This window comes from Streptomyces sp. NBC_01190 (assembly GCF_045039895.1).
In the GTDB taxonomy this organism is placed as follows: domain Bacteria; phylum Actinomycetota; class Actinomycetes; order Streptomycetales; family Streptomycetaceae; genus Actinacidiphila.
In genome coordinates this window covers 2885141-2900659 of record NZ_CP108580.1, presented here as the reverse complement: position 1 = coordinate 2900659, position 15519 = coordinate 2885141, and the positions used below count along the sequence as shown (strand labels likewise).

13 protein-coding genes and 1 tRNA gene are annotated in these 15519 nt (G+C 71.3%); 8 read left to right on the top strand and 6 right to left on the bottom strand.

Features of this window, described 5'->3' with window-relative positions; all coding sequences use genetic code 11:
- Window positions 1–45: 45 nt before the first annotated feature.
- The 4 genes from OG519_RS12090 to OG519_RS12075 all read left to right on the top strand — a co-directional run bounded on the left by OG519_RS12090 (window position 46) and on the right by OG519_RS12075 (window position 4783).
- Window positions 46–990, top strand: a complete 945-nt coding sequence (locus OG519_RS12090) for an exopolyphosphatase (RefSeq protein ID WP_405592669.1) — start codon at window positions 46–48, stop codon at window positions 988–990.
- A 379-nt stretch (window positions 991–1369) separates the two neighbouring features.
- Window positions 1370–2785, top strand: a complete 1416-nt coding sequence (locus tag OG519_RS12085; RefSeq protein ID WP_405582392.1) for an NAD(P)/FAD-dependent oxidoreductase — start codon at window positions 1370–1372, stop codon at window positions 2783–2785.
- A 181-nt stretch (window positions 2786–2966) separates the two neighbouring features.
- On the top strand, window positions 2967–4289 hold the full coding sequence (locus OG519_RS12080; protein WP_405582390.1) for a class I SAM-dependent methyltransferase: 1323 nt from the start codon (window positions 2967–2969) through the stop codon (window positions 4287–4289).
- Window positions 4290–4700: 411 nt separating this feature from the next.
- Window positions 4701–4783: transfer RNA gene (locus tag OG519_RS12075), tRNA-Leu, on the top strand.
- 2 nt (window positions 4784–4785) lie between these two features.
- On the opposite strand, the gene OG519_RS12070 is transcribed toward OG519_RS12075, so the two are convergent.
- A complete protein-coding gene (locus OG519_RS12070) occupies window positions 4786–5673 on the bottom strand; it encodes a bifunctional DNA primase/polymerase (RefSeq protein WP_405592667.1) in 888 nt (295 codons plus the stop codon).
- A gap of 246 nt (window positions 5674–5919) precedes the next feature.
- Between OG519_RS12070 and OG519_RS12065 the strand changes: the two genes are divergently transcribed.
- The gene (locus OG519_RS12065) at window positions 5920–6807 is read left to right on the top strand and encodes a Bax inhibitor-1/YccA family protein (protein WP_405582388.1); all 888 of its coding nucleotides are present in this window, start codon (window positions 5920–5922) and stop codon (window positions 6805–6807) included.
- Between the two features lie 114 nt (window positions 6808–6921).
- Here OG519_RS12065 and OG519_RS12060 read toward each other — a convergent pair whose 3' ends face one another.
- The gene (locus tag OG519_RS12060) at window positions 6922–7155 is read right to left on the bottom strand and encodes a DUF4287 domain-containing protein (RefSeq protein ID WP_405582386.1); all 234 of its coding nucleotides are present in this window, start codon (window positions 7153–7155) and stop codon (window positions 6922–6924) included.
- A gap of 187 nt (window positions 7156–7342) precedes the next feature.
- On the opposite strand from OG519_RS12060, the gene OG519_RS12055 reads away from it, so the two are divergent.
- A complete protein-coding gene (locus tag OG519_RS12055) occupies window positions 7343–7678 on the top strand; it encodes a hypothetical protein (protein ID WP_405582383.1) in 336 nt (111 codons plus the stop codon).
- 55 nt (window positions 7679–7733) lie between these two features.
- Here the strand turns inward: OG519_RS12055 and OG519_RS12050 are convergent, their stop codons facing one another.
- The 3 genes from OG519_RS12050 to OG519_RS12040 form a co-directional block, all read right to left on the bottom strand.
- The gene (locus OG519_RS12050; RefSeq protein WP_405582381.1) at window positions 7734–8552 is read right to left on the bottom strand and encodes a hypothetical protein; all 819 of its coding nucleotides are present in this window, start codon (window positions 8550–8552) and stop codon (window positions 7734–7736) included.
- 306 nt (window positions 8553–8858) lie between these two features.
- The gene (locus tag OG519_RS12045; RefSeq protein ID WP_405582378.1) at window positions 8859–10079 is read right to left on the bottom strand and encodes an acetyl-CoA C-acetyltransferase; all 1221 of its coding nucleotides are present in this window, start codon (window positions 10077–10079) and stop codon (window positions 8859–8861) included.
- Window positions 10080–10468: 389 nt separating this feature from the next.
- Window positions 10469–11497, bottom strand: coding sequence for an SGNH/GDSL hydrolase family protein (locus OG519_RS12040; RefSeq protein ID WP_405582375.1), 1029 nt, complete (start codon window positions 11495–11497; stop codon window positions 10469–10471).
- 148 nt (window positions 11498–11645) lie between these two features.
- Here OG519_RS12040 and OG519_RS12035 point away from each other — a divergent pair, with 148 nt between their 5' ends.
- Entirely contained in the window at window positions 11646–13040 is a 1395-nt protein-coding gene (locus OG519_RS12035) for a cystathionine beta-synthase (protein WP_405582372.1), read from the top strand.
- Window positions 13041–13430: 390 nt separating this feature from the next.
- Here the strand turns inward: OG519_RS12035 and OG519_RS12030 are convergent, their stop codons facing one another.
- Window positions 13431–13850 (bottom strand): hypothetical protein, encoded by a 420-nt coding sequence (locus OG519_RS12030; protein ID WP_405582369.1) that lies wholly within the window; start codon window positions 13848–13850, stop codon window positions 13431–13433.
- A gap of 90 nt (window positions 13851–13940) precedes the next feature.
- Here OG519_RS12030 and OG519_RS12025 point away from each other — a divergent pair, with 90 nt between their 5' ends.
- On the top strand, window positions 13941–15272 hold the full coding sequence (locus OG519_RS12025; protein ID WP_405582366.1) for an AMP-binding protein: 1332 nt from the start codon (window positions 13941–13943) through the stop codon (window positions 15270–15272).
- Window positions 15273–15519: the final 247 nt, after the last annotated feature.

The window sequence follows — 15519 nt, the reverse complement described above, 5'->3', positions numbered from 1 at the left end:
CCGGCGGACGCCGCGTCAGACCGGCCCGCGGCAGGCAGCGTTCGGGTGGCCGCCATCGACTGCGGTACGAACTCGATCCGTCTGCTCGTCGCCGACCTCGATCCGGTCACCGGCACCCTCACCGAGCTGGACCGGCGGATGCGGATCGTCCGCCTCGGACAGGGCGTCGACCGGACGGGCCGGCTCGCCCCCGAGGCGCTGGAGCGGACCTTCGCCGCCTGCCGGGAGTACGCCGAGGTGATCAGGGCCCACCATGTGCCCACCGAGCGGGTGCGGTTCGTCGCCACCTCCGCCTCGCGCGACGCCGAGAACCGGGACGACTTCGTGGCCGGCGTACGCGCCGCCCTCGGCGTCGAACCGGAGGTGATCAGCGGCGACCAGGAGGCGGAGCTCTCCTTCACCGGCGCCACCCGCGAACTCGGGCGCGGCCACGGGCTGTCCACCCCCTACCTCGTGGTGGACATCGGGGGCGGCTCCACCGAGTTCGTGCTGGGCGACGACTCGGTGACCGCGGCCCGTTCGGTGGACATCGGCTGCGTCCGGCTGACCGAACGTCACCTGCTGCACGACGGCGACCTCACCGACCCGCCCACCGCCCCCCACGTCGCGGCCATAACAGCGGACATCGACGCCGCCCTGACCGAGGCGGCCGGGACCGTGCCGCTGGACCTGGCCGGCACGCTGGTCGGCCTGGCCGGCTCCGTCACCACGGTGGCCGGTATCGCCCTGGAGCTGGCCGCCTACGACTCGGCGGCCATCCACCACTCCCGCCTCTCCGTCGAGCAGGTCCGTGAGATCACCAGCCGGCTGCTCGCCGCGACGCACGCGGAACGCGCGGCGATCCCGGTGATGCACGAGGGCCGGGTGGACGTGATCGGCGCGGGCGCGCTGATCCTGCTGCGGATCATGGAACGGACCGGCGCCCAGGAGGTCGTGGTGAGCGAACACGACATCCTCGACGGGATCGCCTGGAAGGTCGCGGAGGCCTGAGCGCCCCCGGAAGACTGCCCCTTTCGGCCCGGAAGCACTGGCCCGATCGGCCCTCGCGAAGTCCGCCGGGAAAAGCTTTGTGAAACTCTTCACATGAAGTTCCCGCGTCGTAGCGGCGATTTTCCAGGGTTCGGCGACCTCAAACCCCGGTAATCCATGGTGGGGCCGTGTTTCGGCGGTATGACGGCTGTCCGACCGGGCCGTGTTCAGGAGTCAAACGACGCTGCTCAGAGCCGGGTGCGAGCACCGGCCTCCATGGGCGGCGCACAGGGTTCGCGTACCCCCAGGTCGTGAAGTCGGGCAGGGTAGCACAGGCTGTCCAGTACCTTGTGAAGGGGCTCACGAGGGGGGTGCCGCGTCGTGCTGGATACTCAGAGACATGAGCACCACGGAGCGTCCACGGATCCTCGTAGTAGGCGGCGGTTACGTCGGCCTGTACGCGGCGCGCCGCATCCTGAAGAAGATGCGGTACGGCGAGGCGACGGTCACTGTCGTCGACCCGCGCTCGTACATGACCTACCAGCCCTTCCTGCCCGAGACAGCAGCAGGCAGCATCTCACCGCGGCATGTCGTCGTCCCGCTGCGGCGCGTGCTGCCCGGCGCCGAGGTGCTCACCGGTCGCGTCACCGGCATCGACCAGGACCGCAAGGTCGCCTCGGTCGAGCCGCTCGTCGGCGAGTCCTACGAGCTTCCCTTCGACTACCTGGTGATCGCGCTGGGCGCGGTCTCCCGGACCTTCCCGATCCCCGGCCTGGCCGAGAACGGCATCGGCATGAAGGGCGTCGAGGAGGCCATCGGACTGCGCAACCACGTGCTGGAGCAGCTCGACAAGGCCGACTCCACCACCGACGAGGAGATCCGCCGCCGGGCGCTCACCTTCGTCTTCGTCGGCGGCGGGTTCGCCGGCGCGGAGACCATCGGCGAGGTCGAGGACATGGCCCGCGACGCGGCCGCGTACTACCCGAACGTGAAGCGCGAGGACATGCGCTTCATCCTCGTCGACGCGGCCGACAAGATCCTGCCCGAGGTGGGTCCCGAGCTCGGCACCTGGGGCCTGGAGCACCTGCGCGAGCGCGGTATCGAGGTCTACCTCAGCACCTCGATGAAGTCCTGCGTCGACAAGCACGTGGTGCTCGCCAACGGGCTCGAAGTGGACGCCTCCACCATCGTGTGGACGGCCGGGGTGAAGCCGAACCCGGCGCTCGCCACCTTCGGCCTGCCGCTCGGCCCGCGCGGCCACGTGGACACCGCCCCCTCCTTGCAGGTGCGCGGCACCGACTACATCTGGGCGGCGGGCGACAACGCCCAGGTCCCGGACCTCGCCGTCGGCGAGGGCGCGTGGTGCCCGCCGAACGCGCAGCACGCGCTGCGCCAGGCCAAGGTGCTCGGCGACAACGTGGTCTCGGGGATGCGCGGCTTCCCGCAGCAGGAGTACAAGCACGCCAACAAGGGCGCGGTCGCCGGCCTCGGCCTGCACAAGGGCGTCGCCATGATCGTGCTCGGCAAGACCAAGATCCGGCTCAAGGGCCGTCTCGCGTGGTACATGCACCGCGGTTACCACGGTCTGGCCGTACCGACCTGGAACCGCAAGATCCGGGTCTTCGCCGACTGGACGCTGGGCATGTTCCTCAAGCGCGAGGTCGTCTCGCTCGGCGCCATCGAGCACCCCCGCGAGGAGTTCGCGGTGGCCGCGAGGCCGGTCCCGGCGCAGGCCGCCGCACCGGTCCGGCCGGCCGGCCAAGCAGCTCCCGCGGCTCCCGCTGACAAGCCGGCGGAGACCGCCGCGGCTTCCTGAGCGAGCTGTCGACGAGCCACCGGCACATCAACGGTGAATCGTCGGCGAAACCGCCTTATCGTCGCCGAGGGCGCCCGCCATCCGTGGTGCGGGCGCCCTCGCGGCATAAGTGTGTGTATCTGCAACGTAGATTTTCGCGTCAGCGCTGCTGACAGGCTTCTTCGGTCGTACGCTCAGAACCATGGCTGACGCGGCTCATCGCATCCTTGACCTCGCCGAACATGCCCTCTCGACGTCGTTCCCGCTGCGCGTGCGCGCTTGGGACGGCAGCGAGGCCGGGCCGTCCGGCGCACCCGTCCTCATCATCCGGCGGCGCCGGGCGCTGCGCCGGCTGCTCTGGAGACCGGGCGAGCTCGGTCTGGCCCGTGCCTGGGTGGCCGGTGACCTGGACATCGAGGGTGACCTCTACAAGGCGCTGGACGAGTTGTCCGGCCTCTTCTGGGAGCGCGGCGAGGGGCAGCCGGCGGTCGGCCGGGTCGAGAGGGTGCGGCGGGCCGGTACCGCCCTGCGGGACCCGGCGACGTACCGGCTGGCCCGCGAGGCGCTGACGCTGGCCGGACCGGGACTGCCGCCCGCGCCGCCGCCGGAGGAGATCCGCGGCCGCCGCGGCATGGTGCACACCAAGAGGCGCGACAAGGCCGCCATCTCGCACCACTACGACGTCGGCAACGCCTTCTACGAGATGGTCCTCGGGCCCTCCATGGTCTACTCCTGCGCGGTCTTTCCCGAGTCCGACAGCACTCTGGAGGAGGCCCAGAGGGCCAAACTGGACCTGGTCTGCCGCAAATTGCAGCTCCGCGAGGGCCAGCGGCTGCTGGACGTCGGCTGCGGCTGGGGCTCGATGGTGCTGCACGCCGCCCAGCACTACGGGGTGCGCGCCACCGGGATCACCCTCTCGGTGGAGCAGGCCGCCTATGCCCGCAAGCGGGTCGCCGACGCCGGGCTGAGCGACCGGATCGAGATCCGGGTGCAGGACTACCGGGACGTCAAGGACGAGCCCTTTGACGCGATCTCGTCGATCGGCATGGCGGAACACGTCGGCAGCGAGCGCTATCTGGAGTACGCCCGCACCCTGTACGCCCTGCTGCGGCCCGGCGGTCTGCTGCTCAACCACCAGATCGGCCGGCGCCCGCTGATGGACGAGGAGACGTACCGGATCGACGAGTTCATCGACCGCTATGTCTTTCCCGACGGCGAACTCTCGCCGATCGACGCCACCATCTCCTGGCTGGAGCAGGCGGGCTTCGAAGCACGCGATATGGAAGCGCTGCGCGAGCACTACGCACGCACCTTGCGAGCCTGGGTGCGCAATCTGGAGAGCTGCTGGGACAAGGCGGTCGCCGCGACCTCCCCCGGCCGGGCCCGGGTCTGGCGGCTCTACATGGCCGCGTCGGCGGTGTCCTTCGAGCGCAACCGGATCGGCGTCAACCAGGTGCTGGCGGTCCGCACGGGGGACGACGGTACTTCGGACATGCCCCCGACCCGTACCGCGTGGCTGTCCTGAGCGGGACGCCCTGGGCCGGCGGCCGGGAGAGCGCCCGTGCTGGCGCAATTGTCGCGGGCCGCCGGCGTCCGGGAGGTAGGAGGAATGCGGCGTGACTCTCCGGCGTTCGGCGGTCCCGATCATCACTGTGCGTATGCGGCTTGCCGGACCGGTGTCGCTGCAAATGATGCATAAGTGCACGTCTTTCGGTGCGGACGGTCGGATTCCGCACCGGGAAGGTGATTGCGGAGAGCGATTTCGCGTCACTTCTGCGTAAGGACCAACCTTGCCGGGAAGGGCGCCTGTGGTGCATGGAGGCCCTTCTGGAGGGGCTAACGGGTCGTCAGTAACCCCTAAAATAAGACAACATGGCTGGTTGGGCGTCCTGTTCGCGTCCCTTAACCCGGATACGCTTTTCACCGCGCCCCGCCGGCCCGGATGGTGGAACGCAGACACGGCGAGCTTAAACCTCGCTGCCCCTCGGGGGCGTGCCGGTTCAAGTCCGGCTCCGGGCACTTCAGTGCTCCGCGGATGCCCGGAGCCGGCCCGCGGAGGCCACCGTGCTGGCTGCCTCCCGCTCACTCAGTCCGGTGTGCACCGCCGCCGTCACCAGGGCCGGTGCCAGGGTGTCGCCCAGTCCGGCGTCATAAGCCCGGCAAGCGGCCCAGAACAGTCGGCCGTTGCGCTCGCCCTCCCGGGAATCCAGCACGAACCGGACGAGCCCCTCGGCTCGCTTCTCGGCCGGATGGCGGGCTCTCGTGCCCCGCGTCTCGCGGGACGGCTGGGGTGAGAGGGGCGCTTGGTGCGGCGGGGCGGCGAGTCGCAGCAGCGCGGCGGGGGCCTCGCCGAGGGTGTGCTGCCGGGTGCCGGGCAGCAGCAGATACCGGCCGGCGACCGTACGCGAACCGGGGCCGACGACGTAGCCGCCGAGGCCGCGCACATCGATGCCGGCCGCCAGCCGGCCCACCGAGTTGGGCACCGGCCCCGGTGCGGTCAGCCACAAGTGGCGGCCGCCGCTCGGGGTGAGCACGGTGACCGTCTCCGGAAGGGTGAAACCGTGGGCGGCGGTGAGGGCGCCCAGCTCCTTCATCCCGTCGGAGCCGTGCTTCACATCGAGGTCGAGCCCTATCAGGTGGTGCGGCGCCCGGCCGCACGCGATGCCGTACCCGGTCGCCCAGGGGGCGACGGCGAACAGCGCGCGTATCCCGGCCGGGTCGGTGGTGGCGTCGTGCACCCCGTGCCCCGGCCGGCCGCACTCGCCCCGGCAGGCGGACGGACGTGGCTCGTCCCGGTGCGGCGAACGAACGGCGGGCAGCTTGCTGCGGGACAGCGGGATCACCGGCAGGCCGCGCGCGGCGGTCAGCAGCGCCGCGTGCAGGGCGCGGGTGTGGTCGGGGCGTGGCATGGCCTGTTCCCTGATCTTCGAACGCGCGTTCGTTTCCACATGTCAGTGATACCGCGCCGGGGCGCCACCGTCCACTCCATAGCCGATCGCCGCGGGTGCCGGGGGTTCCCTCGGGTCTGATGGGGGCCGGACAGGAGTGGCGGCCCAGCTCAGGGGAAGATCCCCGGCCGGGCGCCGTCCGGAATTTTTGCCATGCCATTAATCTTGACGCCAGTGCCGCAGCGAAGCGGTCCATGGAGGAGTGACATGAGGAGCACCAACCCGGTCTTCTCCCGACGGGGGTTCACCCGCGGGAGCGAGTACGCCGGTTTCGGCGCGCAGGCGCAGGGCGCCCAACAGGGCAACCCCTTTGGCGGACAGGGCGGCAACCCGTACGCGCAGGCGCCGCGCAACCCCTATGACCAGCCGCGGACCCAGCCCCTCACCGCTGACGAGATGGAGCGGATGTACGCGGGCCCGGCCGCGGGACCCGCGCAGACCGGCCGGATGACGATCGACGACGTCGTCGCCAGGACCGCGATGACGCTGGGCACGGTCGCGGTGGCCGCGGTGCTGGGCTGGACGGTCCTGCCGGACCGGACCGGTCTCGCCTTCGGCGCGGCTCTGGTGGCCTTCGTGCTGGCGATGGTCCAGTCGTTCAAGCGCACCCCGGTGCCGGCCCTGATCCTCGGCTACGCGGCCTTCGAGGGCATCTTCCTCGGCGTGCTGAGCCGTGCCTACAACGACGCCTGGCAAGGCGCCCCGGTGCAGGCGGTGCTGGGCACCATCGCGGTCTTCGCCGGCATGCTCGTCGCCTATCGCACCCGGCTCATCCGGGTCACCGCGCGCTATCAGCGGATCGGCCTGGCCATCGCGGTCGGCTTCGTGCTCGCCCTCTTCGCGAACCTGCTCTTCTACGCCTTCGGCAGTTCGAACGGCCTGGGCCTGACGACGGGCGGCCTGGGCATCGTCTTCTGCCTGCTCGGTATCGGGCTCGGCGCCTTCTTCCTCTCCCTGGACTTCAAGCAGGTCGAGGACGGCATCAGGTACGGCGCCCCGCAGCGGGAGTCGTGGCTGGCCGCGTTCGGTCTGACGGTGTCCCTGGTGTGGATCTACCTGCAACTGCTGCGGCTGATCTCGATCCTGCGCGACTGACGCGCGAGCCGCGGCGCGTCCTTCGCGTCGACGCCACGACGGGCCGTCCGGAAGAGGTTTCCGGGCGGCCCGGCGTGCGTGGGACGAGCTTGCGGACGCGAGGTGGGCGGGCGGCTACAGCAGATTGCGGGCGGCCCGCCGCAGATCGTGTTCGTGGACGATGGCCTTCGCGTGGCCGTAGGAGAGAGCGTGCTCGCTGCGCAGCCAGCTCACCTTGTCGTCGAAGCGGAGGAACGAGGGCCCGTCGTCGACGGCGCGGAGCCAGTCGGTGACCTCGCGGCCTGTGCAGTCCGGGATGCGGGAGATCAGATTCCGGTGGGTTTCTTCAGAGAAGTGCGTTTGGTACATCGGCGCCTCCGGTAGGTGGTCCGGTAACCCCACGGTGCCCCAGTGGTCGGCACTTGGCAACCATGTCGGCCGATGGATACCCGATGGAAGGCCTACGGAGCGCGGGGTGGACGACCGAGGCGGAGCCGGCGGACGGCCGACGGATCCGGGGCGAGGGATGTCGGCGGCCCCCGGTAGGGTCGGCGCCATGGCCGATCGCACCGCTCTGACCGCCGCCGTGGAACGCCTCGCCGGTCGGCTGCGGTCGCTGCCGCAACGGCGCCTCCAGTCGGGCGCCGCGGTGGCGGCTCTGGAGCTGGCCCGCTGGCTGGCGCGGGAGGCGGAGCTGCTGGAGTTTCCCGGCCGCCCGCCCCATGAACTGCCGGATGACGGAATCTTCGTGGTCGGTGATCAACTGGCCGTCGCCGGGCACGCGTTGGTCGCCGCGCTGGAAACGGCGGGCGCGGCGGACCCGGAGCGGGCCGACGCTCTGCTGCGGGAGGCGCTGCGGCGGCTGGCGGCCGCCGCGAAGGCGATCGGCTGAGGAGCGGGGCGGTCCGGGCGGGCCGGACCCGCTGCTGCCCAGGCGGCCCGGTCGGTCAGAGCGAGGCGACCACGCGGTCGGCGAGCACGTAGATGCTCTCCTCGCCGTAGGCGAACGTCAGCGCGTAGGCGCCCGCGATCGCCGATCCGCCGCGCAGCACCGGCACTTCGCCGCGGCTCAGCGCCGCGGAGAGCTTGAGGGCGGTCTCGCGGTGGCCGGGGGTCATGCACAGCGTGGTGCCGTCGGCGAAGACGTACACGTCCAGCGTGCCGAGCGGTCCGGGGCGTACGTCGGCGAGCGGGACGCGCGCGTCGGCCAGGTCGGCGAGCCGGTCGGCGGTCTGGTCGCGGGAGGCGACCACCGGGGAGGGTGCGAAGTCGGGCCCCGAGGGGTGGGGGATCGCGCCCGGGGCCGGCACTGTCACCTCGGGGGCCTCGGGTTCCACTCCGGCGAAGTCGGGCTGCCGGGGCACGAAGGGCAGCACCGGCGGGACCTCGTAATCGGGGTAGCCGGGGTAGTCGGGGTGGTCGGGGTGGTCGGGCAGCCCTTCCACGGCTCCCTCGGCGTCGGCGGAGGCGGCGAAGAGGCCACCGCGGAAGAACGTTCCTTCACCGGCGGTCTCGCGCGCCTCCTGCTCGGCCCAGAAGGCGCGGGCCTCGGCGAGTTCGCGATCCCGCTCGTCGGCCAGGGCGCCGGCCACCGCGGTACGGATGTCCGCGGCGGACGCGCGCGGCCCCGGCAGCCGCAGCCCGGCCAGATCCCGGCGCAGCGCGATCAGCTCCCGGCGCATCCCCCGAGCCGCCAGCAGGGCGGCCGAACCCGCGGCCACCGCGAGCCCCGCCGCGACCAGCAGGACGGTGAAGTTGACACTCACTGACGTTCTCCCGACTGACGCGACCCAGCAACGCCCACCTGAGTGGTGTACGAAACTTTCCCCACTCATCACTCTGCCGGTAAACCCGTGGCCTTGGTTGTACGGAACGTCATGAATTGGGCTGGTCTGCGGGTTGAGGCTTCCTGAGATGTACCAGGCTGACCTGCGAAAATGAAGAGCCCCCGGGGAAAAATCACATCCCGGGGGCGATTTCATTGCGACTTATGTCACAGAGAGTGCGCAACGCAGCCGGTTGGCTGCTCTGAGTGAACGTTCCTGCTGAGGGTGGTGTCGGAGCGGGCGCTGTCAGGAGAGGCGCTCGACGACCATGGCCATGCCCTGGCCACCGCCCACGCACATCGTCTCCAGGCCGAACTGCTTGTCGTGGAACTGGAGGCTGTTGATGAGCGTGCCGGCGATCCGGGCGCCGGTCATGCCGAAGGGGTGGCCGACGGCGATCGCGCCGCCGTTGACGTTCAACCGGTCCAGGTCGATGGCGAGGCCGCGGTAGGAGGGGATGACCTGGGCGGCGAACGCCTCGTTGATCTCCACCAGGTCGATGTCGCCGATGGACATGCCGGCCCGCCGCAGCGCCTGCTCGGACGCCTCGACCGGCCCGTATCCCATGATCTCGGGGGAGAGTCCGGAGACGCCGGTGGACACGACCCGGGCGAGCGGGGTGACGCCCAGCTCCCGGGCCTTGGTGTCGGACATGATCACCAGCGCGGCGGCGCCGTCGTTGAGCGGACAGCAGTTGCCCGCCGTCACGGTGCCGTCGGGCCGGAAGACCGGCTTGAGGCCGGCCACGCCCTCCATCGTCACGCCCGGCCGGGGGCCGTCGTCCTTGGCCACCACCGTGCCGTCCGGAAGCGTCACCGGGGTGATCTCGCGCTCCCAGAAGCCATTCTCCAGCGCTTGCTCGGCGAGGTTCTGCGACCGCACGCCGAACTCGTCCTGCTCCTGGCGGGAGATGCCCTTGAGCGCGGCCAGGTTCTCCGCGGTCTGGCCCATCGCGATGTACGGGTCGGGCACGAGGTCGTCCTCGCGCGGGTCGTGCCACTCGCCGCCGCCCTCTTCCGCCCGCTCCCGGGTACGGGTCTGCGCGTCGGCGAAGAGCGGGTTCGCCGTGTCGGGCAGGCTGTCGGAGTTGCCCTTGGCGAAGCGGGAGACCATCTCGACGCCGGCCGAGACGAAGACGTCGCCCTCGCCCGCCTTGATCGCGTGCAGGGCCATCCGCGTGGTCTGCAAGGAGGACGAGCAGTAGCGGGTGACGGTGCAGCCGGGCAGGTGGTCCATGCCCATCTGCACGGCGACGATCCGGGCGAGGTTGAAGCCCTGCTCGCCGCCGGGCAGGCCGCAGCCGAGCATCAGGTCGTCGATCTCGCGCGGGTCGAGCTGGGGGATCTTGTCGAGGGCGGTCCTGATGATGGTGGCGGTCAGGTCGTCCGGGCGGAGGTCTTTCAGCGAACCCTTGAAGGCGCGCCCGATGGGCGAACGGGCGGCGGAGACGATGACGGCTTCGGGCATCGCGGCACTCCTCGGCGAGCGGCGGGTGTTCTGTCCGGACCCTCAGGGAAGTTACCCGCCCGTAGCGGGTGGGTCACGGGGGTAGGGGTGTGATGCGGGATACTTTCTGAGCGCTTGCTTATCCCTGCGGGGCTTGGGCGGGGGTGGGGTCGGGGGCGTGAGGGGGTGGCGGGGCGCCGTCGCCGTCGGCGGGTGCGTCGTGGTCGTTCGCGCAGTTCCCCGCGCCCCTTTCGGGGCTTGGTCGTCGTTGCCGGCTGCGGGATCGTCGTGGCTTGTCGCGCAGTTCCTCGCGCCCCTAGTGGGGGCTCGGCCGTCGTTGTCGGCTGTGGGAACTGCGCGCTCAGCCACGGTGGCGGTGCGGGCGGGCGGTGTCGGGGTGGGAGGGGGCGTCAAGGTGCTGCGGGGGTGGTGTGGGGGGTCGACGCGGGCTGCTCCGCGGGGAGGGGGCGACGGCGGCGGCGTTTGAGGAGGGCGAAGCGGCCGCGGGGGCCGGCCTCGGACGCCGCGGCGACCTCCGTACCGCCTTCGGAAACCGCTTCCGCCGCCGCCTGGGCCACCGGCAGGATCCCCTCGCCCCGGCGGGCGTCCGGCCGCTCATCCGCCTCGGGCCACAGATTCAGCGTCGCGCACACCGTCGGCAGCATCGCCATCGCCGCGGTCGCGTACCCCTCGGCGGAGGGGTGGTAGTTGTCGGGTCCGAAAAGCTCCCGCGGCCTCGCCTCGAACTCCGGGCCCAGCAGATCCCCGAGGGAGACCGTCCGCCCGCCCAGCTCCACCACCGCGATGGTCTGCGCCGCGGCGAGCTGCCGGCTGGCGCGCCGGGCGAGCCAGCGCAGCGGCTGGTAGACCGGCTCGACGGAGCCCAGATCGGGGCAGGTGCCGACCACCACCTCCGTACCGGCCGCGCGCAGCCGCCGTACCGCGTCCGACAGCAGCCGTACCGAGGTGACCAGCGGCATCCGGCGGGTCACATCGTTGGCGCCGATCATGATGACCGCCACGTCCGGCGCCGGCACCGCCGGATCGGTCAGCAGGGACACCTGCCGGTCCAGGTCGTCGGACTGGGCGCCGGGCAGCGCCACGTTCACCAGCTTCACCGGCCGTTCCGCGACCGCCGCCAGGCCCGAGGCGAGCAGCGCGCCCGGGGTTTCCCTGGCCCGGTGGACGCCCTGTCCCGCCGCGGTGGAATCACCCAGAAAGCCCAGCCGCAGGGGTGGCTCGCCGCCTTGGTGCGCGAAGGCCGAGCCGTACCGGCCGTCGGCCCGCGGCGGTACGTCGTCCGAGCCGCCGACCACCCGTTTCGCCAGCCGTACCTCGGTCAGCAGCACACCGACCGCCGCCCCGCCCAGCAGGCTGATCCCGCCGCCGCCGAACGCCGCCGCGGTCGCGATCCGCCGTGCCACTCTCGCCCTCGACATCGAGCCCGCCACCTCCACTGCCCCAATAGCCCGCCTCGACATGAACCAGGTGCACCGTAGAACATCTCCGTGACTCGACGGTGGCGGTCGCCTTTGCGTTTCCGGCCTACGCTGGCCGTACCCATCTCGGAGAACCCGGAGACCAACGGTGCAGTTTCACGACTCCATGATCAGCCTCGTCGGCAACACCCCGCTGGTGAAGCTCAGCAGTGTGACCGACGGCATTCAGGCAACCGTCCTTGCCAAGGTCGAATACTTCAATCCCGGCGGGTCGGTCAAGGACCGTATCGCACTGCGCATGATCGAGGCGGCGGAACGCAGCGGCGAACTCAAGCCGGGCGGCACCATCGTCGAGCCCACCTCGGGAAACACCGGAGTGGGGCTGGCGATCGTCGCCCAGCGCAAGGGTTATCACTGCATTTTCGTCTGCCCGGACAAGGTCTCGATGGACAAGATCAACGTACTGCGGGCCTATGGCGCCGAAGTCGTGGTCTGCCCGACCGCCGTTGACCCGGATCACCCGGATTCGTACTACAACGTGTCGGACCGGCTGGTGCGCGAGACGCCCAACGCCTGGAAGCCGGACCAGTACAGCAACCCGCAGAATCCGCTGTCGCACTATCACACCACCGGTCCCGAGCTGTGGCGGCAGACCGACGGCCGGATCACCCACTTCGTGGCGGGTGTCGGGACCGGCGGCACCATCTCCGGCACCGGCCGCTACCTCAAGGAGGCCAGCGAGGGCGGGGTGCGGGTGATCGGCGCCGACCCCGAGGGCTCCGTCTACAGCGGCGGCTCCGGCCGCCCGTATCTGGTGGAGGGTGTCGGCGAGGACTTCTGGCCCACCGCCTACGACCGCGACGTGGCCGACGAGATCGTGGCGGTCTCCGACAAGGACTCGTTCCAGATGACCCGTCGGCTCGCCCGCGAGGAGGGCCTGCTGGTCGGCGGCTCCTGCGGGATGGCGGTCGTCGCGGCGCTCAAGATCGCCGCACCGCTCGGCCCCGACGACGTGGTGGTCGTGCTGCTGCCGGACAGCGGGCGCGGCTATCTGTCGAAGATCTTCAGCGATGTGTGGATGAGTTCACACGGCTTCCTGGACGAGGGCGAGGGACAGGCGAGGATCGCCGACGTCATCGCCCGCAAGGACGGGGGCATGCCGAACCTGGTCCATATGCACCCCGATGAGACGGTCGGTCAGGCCATCGAGGTGCTGCGCGAGTACGGCGTCTCGCAGATGCCGGTCGTCAAGCCCGGCGCCGGGCACCCCGATGTGATGGCCGCCGAGGTGATCGGCTCGGTGGTGGAACGCGAGTTGCTGCACGCGCTCTTCACCAAGCGCGCCCAGCTGGACGACCCGCTGGACAAGCACCTCTCGCCGGCGCTGCCCCAGGTCGGCTCGGGTGAGCCGGTGGCGGACCTGATGACGGTGCTCGAGGTCGCGGACGCGGCGATCGTGCTGGTCGAGGGGAAGCCGACCGGAGTGGTGAGCAGGCAGGACCTGCTGGCCTTCCTCGCCGGGCACGGCGGTGCCTCGGCCTGACACGGTGTCCGGCGCCGGGCCGTCGGCCGCCCCGGGCCCTTGCCGGAGTCTCCGGCGCCCGCCACGGCGATTCGCGGAACTGGTACACCCGCGACACGTACGCGCAGCACGGGCTTAACAAGCGTCCGGCACATTTGGTGATGTCGGAACGACCGGTACGCCGGTCGGGACGACCCACCGATGTGGCGCCAAGGCTTCCGGAGCGGCTCCCGGACTCCATGGTGGCCCTGGACGCGCCTGCCCGGCCCTGACCCGGCTCGCGTCCCGGCGGGAACCGCCGTCGTCCCGCCCCTCTGGGCCTTGTGCCCCAGGGGGTGCGGCGGTTCCCGCCCTTAATCTTTCCGGCCCCTTCCCGGGGCCTTTCTCTTTTCCGTCTCCTTCCGCCTTTCCTCACGACCATTCGTCGGCCTCCTGCTTGTGCCGGGGGCCCAGCGCGTTGGCGAGACTCTGCGCGACATTGACGCCGACGATGCCCGCCCAGGTGATGAAGAGACCGGGCGTACCGGCTTGGACCGCGCCGATCGCGGAGAGCGGGATCGCCGCGATCATGGTGAAACCGGCGAATCCGTAGCGGGCGAACCACGCGCTCGGCTGCGGCGGCCCGATGGGGCGGCGGTCGGCCCGGGCCGACGAGGTCTGCTGCTCGGCCAGTTCACGGCGTACGCGCTGCTCGACATGGCTGTCGACGCGTTCGGTCACCTTGTCCATGAAGGAGTCGACGAGTTCCGACTCGTACTCCGCCCCGAGATCCTTGCGGGCCTGCACGGTGGCGGCGAATTCCTTGTTGAGTTCCGGGTCGCGGGCGTCCATGGCCCAACCGTAGGGACCCCGAGGGTGGGCGACACTGGGGTTAGCCCCCGGTTTTCCCCGGGGGACCGCCGTCCTGGAGGAGAGACCCTCATGCCCGACGCGCCGCTGCTCACCGCCCTGGACGCGGGCGACGACCGGGCGGACGCGCTGACCGTGGACGGCAGGTCCTGCGGCTACCAGGAACTGCTGGGCGCGGCCGGCGCGGTGGCGCGGCGCGCGGCGGGGACCAAGGCGCTCGCGGTCGAGGCGACCGCCTCCCTGGAGACGGTCGCCGCGGTCGTCGGCGGCCTGCTCGCGGGCGTTCCCGTCGTCCCCATCGCCCCGGACGCCGGCGCGGAGGAACGCGCCCATGTCCTGCGGGACTCCGGCGCCGAGGTGCTGCCGGTGGACTTCGCGGAGCGCGCCGACCACCGCGGGGAGCCGGCCGGCGACACCGCGCTGATCCTCTACACCTCGGGCACGACAGGGCCGCCGAAGGGCGTGCTGATCTCCCGGGCCGCGATCGCCGCCGACCTGGACGCGCTGGCCACCGCCTGGGAGTGGACCGCCGACGACACCCTGGTGCACGGGCTGCCGCTCTTCCATGTGCACGGCCTGGTGCTCGGCGTCCTGGGGGCGCTGCGCACCGGCAGCCGTCTGGTGCACACCGGGCGCCCCCTCCCCGCGGCCTACGCGGCGGCCCGGGGCAGCCTCTACTTCGGGGTGCCCACGGTGTGGCACCGGGTGGCACAGGACGAGGCCGCCGCCCGGGCGCTGTCCGGGGCCCGGTTGCTGGTGTCCGGCAGCGCCCCGCTCCCCGCGCCGGTCTTCCACGCCCTGCACGCGCTGACCGGTCATGAACCGGTGGAGCGCTACGGCATGACGGAGACGCTGATCACGGTGAGCGCGCGGGCTGCGGGAGAGCGCCGGCCGGGTGCGGTCGGCACCCCGTTGACCGGCGTCAGCACCCGGATCGCCGACGCCGTCGACGGGGTCGGCGAGCTGCAACTCAAGGGCCCGACGCTCTTCGACGGCTACCTGGGCCGGCCGGAGGCGACCGCGGCCGCCTACACCGACGACGGCTGGTTCCGTACCGGCGACATCGCCTCGATCGATCCCGACGGCACCCACCGGATCGTCGGCCGGGCCTCCACCGATCTGATCAAGTCCGGCGGCTACCGGATCGGCGCGGGCGAGGTGGAGAACGCGCTGCTCGCCCACCCCGCGGTCCGGGAGGCGGCCGTGGTCGGCGCGCCGCACGCGGATCTGGGGCAGCAGATCGTGGCCTATGTGGTCGCCACCGGGGTGAGCGAGCGGGAACTCACCGACTTCGTCGCGGCCCGGCTGTCGGTGCACAAGCGGCCACGCGAGGTGCGCTTTCTCGCCGCGCTCCCGCGCAACGCCATGGGGAAGCCGCAGAAGCGGTTGCTGCCGCCGATCTGAAGGGCAGGCGCGGCCGGTGCGCGCGGGCGACGAATGGGCGACAAATGCGCGGCGAAGGAGTGACGATCGGCGACAGGATGGGGGGCCACCAGCAAATGATTGCTGGTGGGCAACTAAAATCGTGTCGTTAGCTTGCCGGTCGGCAAGTAAGATCGTGCCCGATCAGCCCAGCCCATAAGACAACCGCCGGACGGGGTGTGCACACCGTCCGGGTCGCCGATACCCGGGTCCCGCTCCAAAGGGTGGC